At 67.3% G+C, this 11,399-nt stretch carries 12 protein-coding genes; 11 read left to right on the top strand and 1 reads right to left on the bottom strand.

Annotated features, from left to right (window positions below):
• The 9 genes from E6K76_06665 to E6K76_06625 all read left to right on the top strand — a co-directional run.
• Positions 1-384: YciI family protein (locus E6K76_06665; protein ID TMQ58897.1), on the top strand; the 384-nt coding region annotated here is incomplete at its 5' end.
• A 44-nt stretch (positions 385-428) separates the two neighbouring features.
• Complete coding sequence (locus E6K76_06660) at positions 429-845, top strand: YciI family protein (GenBank protein ID TMQ58896.1); 417 nt, start codon at positions 429-431, stop codon at positions 843-845.
• A 78-nt stretch (positions 846-923) separates the two neighbouring features.
• Positions 924-2,210, top strand: coding sequence for an RNA polymerase sigma factor (locus E6K76_06655; protein ID TMQ58895.1), 1,287 nt, complete (start codon positions 924-926; stop codon positions 2,208-2,210).
• A gap of 145 nt (positions 2,211-2,355) precedes the next feature.
• Complete coding sequence (locus E6K76_06650) at positions 2,356-3,288, top strand: tetratricopeptide repeat protein (protein ID TMQ58894.1); 933 nt, start codon at positions 2,356-2,358, stop codon at positions 3,286-3,288.
• A gap of 48 nt (positions 3,289-3,336) precedes the next feature.
• Complete coding sequence (locus tag E6K76_06645) at positions 3,337-4,584, top strand: tetratricopeptide repeat protein (GenBank protein ID TMQ58893.1); 1,248 nt, start codon at positions 3,337-3,339, stop codon at positions 4,582-4,584.
• Positions 4,585-4,642: 58 nt separating this feature from the next.
• Positions 4,643-5,527: a peptidylprolyl isomerase gene (locus tag E6K76_06640; protein TMQ58902.1), complete on the top strand. Its 885-nt coding sequence runs from the start codon at positions 4,643-4,645 to the stop codon at positions 5,525-5,527.
• 92 nt (positions 5,528-5,619) lie between these two features.
• Positions 5,620-6,780, top strand: a complete 1,161-nt coding sequence (locus E6K76_06635) for a cysteine desulfurase (protein TMQ58892.1) — start codon at positions 5,620-5,622, stop codon at positions 6,778-6,780.
• A complete protein-coding gene (mnmA, locus tag E6K76_06630) occupies positions 6,687-7,901 on the top strand; it encodes a tRNA 2-thiouridine(34) synthase MnmA (GenBank protein ID TMQ58891.1) in 1,215 nt (404 codons plus the stop codon). Before E6K76_06635 ends, mnmA begins: the two co-directional genes overlap by 94 nt.
• 166 nt (positions 7,902-8,067) lie before the next feature.
• Positions 8,068-9,087: an alpha-hydroxy-acid oxidizing protein gene (locus E6K76_06625; GenBank protein TMQ58901.1), complete on the top strand. Its 1,020-nt coding sequence runs from the start codon at positions 8,068-8,070 to the stop codon at positions 9,085-9,087.
• A 35-nt stretch (positions 9,088-9,122) separates the two neighbouring features.
• Here E6K76_06625 and E6K76_06620 read toward each other — a convergent pair whose 3' ends face one another.
• The gene (locus tag E6K76_06620) at positions 9,123-9,647 is read right to left on the bottom strand and encodes a hypothetical protein (GenBank protein TMQ58890.1); all 525 of its coding nucleotides are present in this window, start codon (positions 9,645-9,647) and stop codon (positions 9,123-9,125) included.
• Between the two features lie 152 nt (positions 9,648-9,799).
• Here E6K76_06620 and E6K76_06615 point away from each other — a divergent pair, with 152 nt between their 5' ends.
• Entirely contained in the window at positions 9,800-10,387 is a 588-nt protein-coding gene (locus E6K76_06615; protein TMQ58889.1) for a hypothetical protein, read from the top strand.
• Positions 10,369-11,331, top strand: coding sequence for a hypothetical protein (locus E6K76_06610; GenBank protein TMQ58888.1), 963 nt, complete (start codon positions 10,369-10,371; stop codon positions 11,329-11,331). The genes E6K76_06615 and E6K76_06610 overlap by 19 nt, the downstream gene beginning before the upstream one ends.
• The last annotated feature ends 68 nt before the right edge of the window (positions 11,332-11,399 follow it).

Raw genomic sequence — 11,399 nt, 5'->3', positions numbered from 1 at the left:
AATTCGGAGGCGGGCGTTCTTCCCGACACGAAGCTGCTCACCGAGATGGGGAAGTTCAACGAAGAGCTGGCGAAAGCAGGCGTGCTGCTCGCGGGCGAGGGGCTCCACCCGAGCTCGAAGGGCGCGCGCGTCAGGTTCTCCGGGGCGAAGCGCATCGTCACCGACGGGCCCTTCACCGAGGCGAAGGAGCTGATCGCCGGCTTCTGGCTGTGGCAGGTGAAGTCGAAGGAAGAGGCGATCGAGTGGCTCAAGCGCGCCCCGTTCGACCAGACCGAGGTCGAGATCCGCCAGGTGTTCGAGGCGGACGACTTCGGGCCCGCGCTCACGCCTGAGCTCAGGGAGCAAGAGGAGCGCTTGCGCGCGCAAGGGACGGCGAAGCGGTAGTCGCGGAGCCGCGCAGGGCGCTCGATACCAAGAGGAGAACGGCGATGCGATTCATGATCATTGTGAAGGCCACCAAGGACTCGGAAGCCGGCGTCATGCCGAGAGAAGAGCTCCTTGCGGCCATGGCGAAGTACCACGAGGAGCTGCAGAAGGCTGGCGTTCTGCTTGACGCCTCCGGACTCCAGGCGAGCTCGAAGGGCTGGCGCATCAAGTACTCCGGAGAGAAGCGCACCCTTACCGACGGGCCATTCACCGAGGCGAGGGAGCTGATCGCCGGCTACACGCTGATTCAGGTGAAGTCGAGGGAAGAGGCGATGGAATGGGCCAGGCGCTTTCCCAATCCCGCCGTGGATGGCAAGGAGGGCGAGATCGAAGTGCGCCAATTGTTCGAGCTGGACGACTTCGGCTCGAGCGAGGCGGTGGAACGCTTTCGCGAGATGGGTGTCGGGACGAAAAAATAGCTCGACTCTGATGGCGCCGCGCGCGGTCGCGGCGCCTCCTCTTGCATCGGCAGGCTGAAGATGGTGTGATCGTTGGCCGTGACGGCTACCGATACACATCGCGCGATCGATGCGGTCTGGAGGATCGAGTCGCCAAGGCTCATCGCCGGCCTCGCGCGAATCGTGCGCGACGTCGGCCTTGCCGAGGACCTCGCGCAGGATGCTCTCGTCGCCGCCCTCGAGACTTGGCCGAAGTCGGGCGTCCCGGACAACCCGGGCGCCTGGCTCATGGCCACCGCCAAACACCGCGCGATCGATTCCTTCCGACGAAACAAGCGACTCGAGCGGAAGCATGCGGAGCTCGGTCACGAGCTCGAGGCCCTGCAGGCGACCGCCGAGCCGGATCTGGACGCCGCCATCGACGATCCTGTCGGCGACGATCTTCTGCGCCTCGTGTTCATCGCCTGCCATCCCGCGCTCTCCACCGAAGCGCGTGTCGCGCTCACGCTCCGCTTGCTCGGGGGCCTGACGACCGAGGAGATCGCGCGGGCGTTCCTCGTTTCGGAGCCGACGGTCGCCCAGCGCATCGTCCGGGCCAAACGGACCCTCGCCGAGGCGCGCGTCCCCTTCGAGGTCCCCCGCGGGACCGAGTTCGCCGCCCGCCTGTCCTCGGTGCTCCAGGTCATCTACCTCGTCTTCAACGAGGGCTACGCGGCGACGGCCGGCGACGACTGGATGCGACCCGCGCTCTGCGAGGATGCCCTCCGCCTCGGCCGTATCCTGGCCGAGCTCGTGCCCCATGAGTCGGAGGTCCACGGTCTTGTCGCGCTGATGGAAATCCAGGCGTCGCGCGCGGGCGCGCGAGTCGGCCCGACGGGAGAGCCCATCTTGTTGCTCGACCAAGACCGCGGGCGCTGGGATCAGCTTCTCATCCGTCGTGGTCTCGCGGCCCTCGAGCGCGCCGAGGAATTCGGCGGCGCCCTCGGCCCGTACGCGCTCCAGGCCTCGATCGCCGCCTGCCACGCGCGGGCGCGTACCCCGGCCGAGACGGACTGGACGCGCATCGCCGGGCTCTACGATACGCTCGCCCAGCTCACGCCGTCGCCCGTCGTGGAGCTGAATCGCGCGGTCGCGCTCGCGATGGCGTTCGGTCCGGCTGCCGGCCTCGAGATCGTCGATGCGTTGACCTCGGAGCCCTCGCTCCAAGGCTATCACCTCTTGCCGAGCGTGCGCGGCGACCTTCTCGCCAAGCTCGGCCGCTTCAAGGAGGCGCGCGTGGAGTTCGAGCGCGCCGCATCGATCACCCGAAACACGCGCGAGCGCAACCTTCTCCTCGGTCGCGCGGCCGCGTGCGCGCGCGGGTCGGCACCTCCGCAGCCGGGGTGACGTCCGGCTGGCCCGATCCGACCGGCGCATCCCTCGGATGCGCGTCCGTATTGGCTTTTCGGGAAATCGGAGGGAGAACCGAGTTGACTTTGGGGTATAGAGCCGATAGCGTTGCGACGTTGATGCCCTCGTACCTACAAAACCCATGAACCACAAATTCCACGTGTCAAGGGCGAGAGTTGCCTGGTGCGGCCTCATCGCCGCGTTCCTGCTGACAGCGACCGCGTGGGCGCAGGCGGGCCCCAAACAAAGCGCGAATCCAGGCGCGAAAGCCGGGCCCGCCGGGCCCGCCGGAGCCGCGCCACCCGGGGCGGTGTCCGTCGAAGAAGCCCTTCAGCTCACGAAGAAATCGCCGAAAGATCCAAATGCCTACTTGGCGCTCGGGGGTGCCTACCGCCGCACCGGCCGTTACGAGGAAGCGGTGGAGGCGTTCAAGAAGATGGTCGCGCTCGATCCCAAGAGCTCAACGGCCCACGCGAGCCTCGGGGCGGCGTACATGGACTTGAAACGCCCGGTCGAAGCGGAGCGTGAGTTCCAAAAGGCGCTCAGGCTCAATCCGGGAGACCCGTCGGCTCATTTCAACCTTGGGAACTATTATCTTACGAAGGGTCGCCGAGACGATGCGCTCGGCGAGTTCCGAAGGGCCACCGAGCTCAAGCCCCCGCTCGCCGACGCCTGGATCAGCTACGCGCTGATCCAGGGGGAGCTGGGGAAGCCGGACGACGCGATCGCCGCTTTCAAGAAGGCGCTCGAGATCGACTCGACGAACGTCCGTGCGCTCACGAACTTGGGGAACGCGCTGTATTCGGTCCAGAAGATTCCTGAGGCGACCGCGCTTTACCGAAAAGCGCTGAAATACAACCCCCGGAGCCAGGAAGCCAATTACAATCTCGGGGTCGCCTTCGCCGACGCGCAGATCTACAAGCAGGCGCTCGTCTATTGGAAGCGGGTCGTGGAAATCGATTCCACCTCGGAGGTCGCCGAGAACGCAAAGAGCAGCATTCAAGTTCTCGAGGACTACCTCAAAGCGCAGAGTACCGGTTCCGCGCCCGGGGGCGCAGCCTCGGACGGGCATTAGCCAGAGCCCCGCTCCCGCTTCCGCCATGTCCCTAGGAGGCACGGACTCATGCTGACGCGCTCCGCACGCATCACCCGAGTTCTCGCCGCCCCTGTGTTCCTTCTTGCCTTCGTGGGCTGCGCCGCGCACGAGCGTCCTCGGGCCACCGCGGATTCGGGTCCCGTCCAGGCCGCGCCCCAGAGAGCGAACTCGCGCCATCAGGAGGCGCGGCGCCAAAACGAGGCGGGGAACGAGTTTCTGAGGCGCGGCCAGTACGACGAGGCGGAGCACGCGTTTCGATTAGCCCTGGAGGCGGATCCGGGTTCCCTGGAAGCTGTCTCGGGTCTCGGCCGGGTCAACGTCCAGCGCGGGCGCTACTCGGAGGCTCTGCCGCTTCTCGAGCGCGCCACACGTGTCTCCAGCCAGATCGTCTCGGCCTTCGAGGCGCTCGGCGATGCGTATGCTGCTACCGGCGACTTGGAGCGGGCCGCGGCCACGTACCGGCAGGCGGTGGCGCTCTCGCCGGGAGATCTCGACGTGCGGCTCTCGCTCGCCCGGGCGCTGACAGAGATCGGGGAGTACTCGGAGGCCGAGGAAATCTGCTCTCGATCCATCCGGATCGCCCGCGACGATCCCGGCAAGCTGTCGCGGGTCGAGCAGGAGATCGGGGAAGTCTATTCCCGGCAGGGCAAGAGCCCTGCGGCCATGTCCGCCTACTACAAGGCGGCCGAGCTGAACCCGCGGGACCCAGGGGTGATCCGCGGGCTCGCGAACTGCGCCATCCGTGCAGGGCTCTATGCCGAAGCGGCGGCCGCCTATACGAAACTCTTACAACTGGCGCCGCTCGATTTGGAGGCCAAGAAGCAGCTGGCGTGGGTGAATTTCAAGCTCGAGCGCTATCCGCTTGCGATCAGTCACTACGAGGCGATTCGGGACTCGCTCGGAACGGTGGATCGCTACTATCTCGCGCAGGCGTACGCGAAGTCGAACAAGCCGGATCGCGCGGTCGAGCAGTTCCGTGAGGTGGTCCAGCTGGATAGGGAAAACTACAAGGGGGTCTATTGCAACATGGCGTACGCCTACTATGATGCGAACCGCTACGAGAGCGCGATCAAGATCGCCCACGAAGGGCTCCAGGCGGATAGCACGAGCGGCTGCCTGCACTTCTGTTGGGCCCAGGCGCTCGACAAGCTGGGCCGGCACGCGGACGCGATCCCGGTGTTCGAGGCGGCCCTCGACGATCCGGCGTATGCCGATGCCGCCAAGCGGGAGCTGGAGCGGCAGCGTCGCATCGTGCGACTGCTTCAATCGAAGTAGAACGCCGCCCATGGCGGCAACCCATTACCAGGAGGAGGTCCCGATGGTTTCAAGGAGCATGAAGAGCGTATGTCTGACCGCGGCTTTTGGAGTGCTGGTGGCCGGCGCTGCGTGGGCCGCGGATCCCGTGACCAAGGCCCCGGCGGCCAAGGCGGCCAGACCGGCGGCGAAGGCGGCCTCCGACGAGGTGGCGGTGCTCGATACGTCGAAAGGGAGGATGGTCGTCGAGTTCTGGGAAAAGGATGCCCCGCAGACGGTGGCGAACTTCAAGAAGCTCGCGCGCCAAGGCTATTACGACGGGACGGGGTTCCACCGCATCATCAAGGGCTTCATGATCCAGGGCGGGGATCCCAATTCCAAGAATCCGAACGCGCCGAACCTCGGGACCGGCGGTCCCGGATACACGATCAACGACGAATTCAACGCGCACAAGCACGTGAAGGGTGTGCTCTCGATGGCGAACACGGGCACGCCGAATTCGGCCGGCTCGCAGTTCTTCATCATGCACGGCGCCAATTCCGGTCTGGACGGGAAGTACACGGCGTTCGGGCATCTGATCGCCGGCATGGACGTGCTGGACAAGATCGCCAACTCCTCGACCGGGCCGAATCCGGGAATGCCGAACGAGAACAGCAAGCCACTCGAGTGGACCACGATCAAATCGGTGAAAATCACGCCGAGGGCCGCGTACAACGCGAGCGTGGCGGCCGCGAAGAAGACCGAAGCATCGAAGCCGGCGGCGACCCGGCGGGCCGGCGTAAAGGCGGGCGTGGGCGCGGGCGTGGGCATGGACATGAAGGCGGGGGATACCAACCCGGCCGCGACGACGCCCTCGGACGAGACCGCCAAGCCGGCGACGGGTGAGGCCGGCGACAAGGCCAATCCGGAAACGCAGACTCCCCCCCAGAGCGAGGGCGGGAACGAACCGCAAGGCGGCAAGTAGTACGGGCGTAACGCTGCTCCGGGGCCGAGCGCCGTTGCGCTCGGCCCCTTTGCTTTGTTAGCCTGAGCGTGATCCCTGGAGGGTTCCGACCCATGTCCCGCATCTACCTCGACCATAACGCCAGCACCCCTGTTCGCCCCGAGGTCCTCGAGGCGATGCTTCCGTATTTCGGCGAGCATTTCGGGAACGCGTCGAGCGTCCACGCCTTCGGCCAGGAGTCGAAGGGGGCGATCGAGGACGCCCGGGCCCAGGTCGCGGCGCTCCTGAACGCAACGCCCGCGGAGATCGTCTTCACGAGCGGCGGAACCGAATCCGACAACATCGGGGTGATGGGCGGCGCGCGGGCCCTTCCCCTGAAGGGGCGCCACGTGATCGTGAGCGCGGTCGAGCACGACGCGGTCCGGCACGCGGCCGACGCGCTGGAGCGCGAGGGATTCACGGTCACCCGCGTCCCGCCCGACGCGCGCGGAGTCGTCGCGCCCGAGTCGATCGCGGCGGCGATCCGGACCGACACGGCGCTCGTTTCGGTCATGGCCGCAAACAACGAGACCGGCGTCGTGCAGCCGGTCGCGGAAATCGGAGCGATCTGCGCGGGGCGGGGCGTCGCATACCATGTGGACGCCGTCCAGGTCGCGGGGAAGATGCCGATCGACGTTCAGACGTGGCAAGCGACCCTGGCGACCATTGCCGGGCACAAGTTCTATGCGCCGAAGGGCGTGGGCGCGCTTTACGTCAAGCGGGGCTTCAAGCCGGTGCCGCTCCAATTCGGCGGCGAGCACGAGAAGGGGAGGCGCCCCGGCACGGAAAACGTGCCCGCGATCGTCGGGCTCGGCAAGGCGTGCGAGCTGGCGCTCCAGGAGCTTCGGGACACGGCTCCGAGGGTCGCCCGGCTGAGGGACCGGCTCGAGGCCCAGATCATGGAGCGGGTGCCCAACGTGATCCGCCACGGGGACGGAGCGCCGCGCGTGCCGAACACATCGCATCTTTCATTCGTGGGAGCCGAGGGGGAGCATTTGATTCTATCGCTCGACATGAAGGGAATCGCGGTGTCGAGCGGCGCCGCGTGCAAGGCGGGTTCCTCGCATCCGTCCCACGTCCTCCTCGCGATGGGCGTGCCGCGCGAGATCGCCCAGTCCGCGGTGCGGTTCAGCCTGGGCCGATGTACCACCGAGCAGGAGGTCGATCGGGTGCTGGAGGTTCTCCCCGCAGTCGTTTCCAAGCTTCGTGCCGCGTCTCCCACCGCAGCCTCGTAGAAAAAGCCGTGACGAATTTCATCCCTGGGAACCCATCGACCATCCTGGTCGCCATGAGCGGCGGCGTCGATTCCTCGGTCGCCGCGGCCGTGCTCGCCGAGCGGGGGCACACGGTGATCGGCGTCACGATGAAGCTCTGGTGCTATGCGGAGGGCCCGAGCCCGAGCCGCGGATGCTGCACGCTCGAGGCGATCGACGATGCCCGGGCGGTGGCGCGGCGCATGGGATTCGCCCACTATGTGCTGAACCTCGAAAGGGATTTCCGCGAGCACGTGATCGAAGATTTCGTGGGGGAGTATCTTTCCGGCCGCACGCCGAATCCTTGCGTCCAGTGCAACAACTGGCTCAAGTTCGGCGAGCTGATGCGCCGGGCGGAGAGCTTCGGATGCGACTATGTCGCGACCGGGCATTATGCCCGCCGCGGCTTCGACGGCGACGGCAGGGCGACGCTCCTCCGGGCGACCGATCCGGCGAAGGATCAGTCCTACGTCCTGTGGGGGCTCACCCAGGCCACGCTTCGCCGTTCGCTCTTTCCGCTCGGGCATCTGACCAAGGACCTTGTGCGCGAGAAGGCGCGGGCGCTTAGCCTTCCCGTCGCGGATAAGCGTGAGAGCCAGGACATCTGTTTCGTCGAGGGGAAGACGTACCTCGAGTTTCTCAAGCAACGCTTCCCGGAGCGCCTGAGCGCCGCGAAGCGCGGGGTGCTCCGCGACCGCTCGGGGCGCGCGCTCGGGACCCATGAGGGGGTGCACTCCTTCACGATCGGGCAACGCCGCGGCCTCCACGTCTCCGCGGGGGAGCGGGTCTACGTGAGCGCGATCGACGCCTCCACCGGCGCGGTGACCGTCGACCGCGAGGAGGCGCTGCTCAAGCGTCGCGCGAGGCTTTCGCGGGTGAATTACACCGCCGGGTTTACCCCGCAGGGCCCGGTCGACCTCCTGGGGAAGATTCGATACCTTCACACGCCCTCCCCGGCGGTTCTGACGCCCGCGGGGCCCGGGTCCGCCACGGTAACCTTCGCCGCCGCGCAGCGCGCGATGACCCCAGGCCAGTCGCTCGTCTTGTACGACGGGGACCGGGTCGTGGCCGGCGGCGTCATCGAAGAAGTCGCTGCGGAGTAGCCGAACGCGTGAGTCCGTGAGTCCGAGGAAGAGGGCACGCGCGCCGAAGAAGGCCGCGCGACGAGGGGTCGTCTTGGCCGCGCGGGAAGGGAGGCGCTCGTCCCGGGCCTCGCCGATCGACGGCTGCGCGAACGTGCTCGATTTCGAGGCGCTCGCCCGCGATCGCATGGAGCGGGCCTTCTACGATTACTACGCCGGCGGCGCCGAGGACGAGCGCACCCTCGCGGCCAATCGCGGCGCGTTCGCCGATGTCTTCCTGAGGCCGCGCGTCCTCGTGGACGTGAGCCGCATCGACACGGCCACGTCGGTGCTCGGCACGCCGGTCTCGATGCCGGTCCTCATCGCTCCCACCGCGTTCCATCGCCTCGCCCATCCGGACGGAGAGCTGGCGACGGCGCGCGCGGCGGGTGCCGCGCGGACGCTCATGGTGGCGAGCACGATATCCACCTATTCGCTCGAGGAGATTGCGGGCGCCGCGACGGGGCCGCTCTGGTATCAGCTGTACGTCTACAAGGACCGCTCCCTGGCGCGAAGCCTGATCCACCGGGCGGGAGCGGCCGGATACCGCGCGCTCTGCCTCACGGTCGATACGCCGCTTCTGGGATGTCGCGAGCGCGACATCAGGAACAAGTTCGCTCTTCCCGCGGGGCTCTGTATCAGTAATTTCGAGGCGGTCGGTCTCGATGCGGCGACGATGGGGGGGAGCTTCGCCGCCTATGCCGCCCGGCAGCTCGACGCCTCGCTCACGTGGAGCTCCGTCGAATGGCTCCGGAGCGAAACCAAGCTTCCGATCATCCTGAAGGGAATCATCGCGGCCGAAGACGCCGCGCGGGCGGCCGAACAGGGTATCGACGCCATCATCGTGTCGAACCACGGGGGAAGACAGCTCGACGGGACGGAAGCCTCGCTCAAGGCCCTGCCACGCGTGGTCGACGCCGCCGCGGGACGGCTCGAGGTTTTCATGGACGGAGGGGTCCGCCGCGGGACGGACGTGCTGAAGGCCTTGGCGCTCGGCGCGCGTGCCGTCTTGGTCGGCCGCCCCTGCCTCTGGGGCCTCGCGGCGGCCGGGGAGCAAGGGGTCGCGCGCGTGCTCGAGCTGCTCCGCCAGGAGCTGATGCTCGCGATGGCGCTTTGCGGCTGTCCCGACGTGAAGGCGATCGACCGCTCGCTCATCGCCGGCGGCTGAGCGTCCGCGGCCGGGCCGCGGACGCCTGTCTGCCCCTATGCCTTCCTTCTCGAGAAATGGAACAGAGTCTTCCGCTCCTTGGCGTTTTCCTTCCAGGTCCACTCCTGCGAAAAATGATCCGGGTCCTCGAAGCTCAGCACGAGATGGTGCATGTGGCCCGCGTCCTTGGAGGATAGATTGGAGCAGTCGACGAAGGTGAATTCGAGGGTCCTGGCGTCCGGCGAGGCGGCTTTGGCTCGCAGCCGCGGCTGGTTCTGGGCGGCGCAATAGTGAGTCATGAGGACGGTGGCGCCGTCCGGATGATACATCGTGACCATGCTCGGCTCGTCGGCCGGGCCGAGCTTTTCCTCCAACGCGGACCCGCCGGAAATCAGGCTGTAGGAAATCGCGACCGGTTTTCCATCCTCCCCCGTGCCCTCCCACGAGCCGATGAGCGCCTTGAGCCGCTCAAAACCGGGGTTCGGGGGACCGGCAGGCGTCTCGTGCTTCGGCTCGGCCGCGAAGGCCGCCGCAGCAAAGCCCAAGGTCAGGACCGCCAAGGCCATACCGCGCGCTTTCATGATGGGACTCCTCCTTCTGAGCTGCTGCCCCCTCTGGAGCAGGCGATGGGACGAGCTTGGTCCCTGTGAAAGGGATCAGGGACAGGCGCGTAGGGCAGGAAGTAAAATACAACCCGTCGGAAGGCGCAAGCGGCGGACTTCGGAGGGACCGGATGCTCGAGGCAACGGGCGTGAGAAGGCTCGCGCTCGCCGTTCTGGCGGCGAGTCTCGCGTGCCTTGGGTGCGGCTCCAACAAGCCGACGACGCCGATCCGGCCGCCCGGGAGCAACTCCATCTCCGACGGCTTCACCTTCACCCGCGAGGACTCCACGACCATTCTCATGGGGAGGACCCACGCGGTCTGCTGCTCCCTCTGGGAGCCGGGGTACATCAATCGAGAGACCGTGAAGATTCTCTACTACGACAACACGAAGGCGCGCTCGACATGGAAGATGTTCGTGATTCCCGACGAGATGACCCAAGACTCCGTCTTCTCGCTCCCGACTCCCGCCGCGGGGCAGGGCCCTGTCATGGTCTTCGTCTACGATGTGGGTACGGGGAACGAGGCGAGCAGCGTCGAGCAGGGCTCGTCCGGCACCGTCACGATCCATTCGCTCTCGTGCGGTCCTCCCACGCGCATCGACGCGACCATCGACGCGTTCTTGGGGAGCGAGTTTGCCGGGGGCGGCCGGATCCGCGTGCGCGGCCGGTTCACCGCCACTGTCTACACGAACCCCATCGCATGCGATTTCTCGATGTGACGCGCCTCCTCCGGGCGGGGGGGATGGCCCTGCTCCTGACGGTGCCTGGGCGTTCCTGCGCCGCGCCCGAGGCGCAGGGACATAAGGCCGCCCCGTCGCGGCCCGGCGACCTGGGAGCGGACCGTTCCCTTGTACCTGATCTTGGCCGCTATTTCGGTACGTGGCTCTGGATCAAGAGCGAGGGGCTGGTGGCGGACTCGGATCCCGAAACCAAGGGGGCCGCGCGGACCCTCGTCCTCCGGCCGGATATGACGTACGAGTTCCACGAGCGCCGGGCCACGCGCGACACGGTGCTCTGCCGCGGCGGCTATCTCTTCTCCGAGCAGTCCGAGCCGGGAGGGAATGTCATCCAGGCGCTCCAATTCGAAGGCTGGTACGAGTCATACGAACGCAGGATGCTCGCGGATTTCGAGGGACCCGACACGCTTCACCTGGCCGGCTACTCGTGCGAGAACTGCCCCGATCACGCGTTCGTCCGGGGCCGGACCGCCTTGTTCGGGGCGCGTGTGACGCGCGGCGAGCGTTTCGTCCACGATCTCTGGGACGGGCTCCGTCTCGAGCTCAATCCGCTGCCGCTCGGGTGGGAGATCGCGATTCGCGATACGATGAGGCCCGGCGAAAACCTCGCCCGGCTCACACCTCCGGGCCCCAACCGGGGGGACGTGAACGCTCCACGGCAGAGGCGTGAATTCATATTCTCGCGCGAGGTCGGAAAGACGATTCAGGGCCCCTCCGCCGATCACGGCGTGACCGAGGAGGAGGTCGAGCGCGTCGCCCGTGAGGGCCGCGGCGTGCTCACCGTCGAGGAGATGAATCTCGCGGCGCACGCGCCCGGCGGAAGGGCCGGGATCGAATGGATGCGGTTCACCGCCGCCGTCGAGGAGGTCGGGGGCGGCGCGCTGCGCCCCGCGGAGGGTCCCGCCAAGAGGGGAGCGGGCCCGTGAAGCGGGTCCTCATCCGGCACTGCCCCGTCTGACTGGTCAAGACGGCCATCGCGGCCCGTGTGGCCGCG

This window comes from Candidatus Eisenbacteria bacterium, assembly GCA_005893275.1.
Classification (GTDB): domain Bacteria; phylum Eisenbacteria; class RBG-16-71-46; order SZUA-252; family SZUA-252; genus WS-7.
This window is presented reverse-complemented; position numbering and strand designations above follow the sequence as displayed.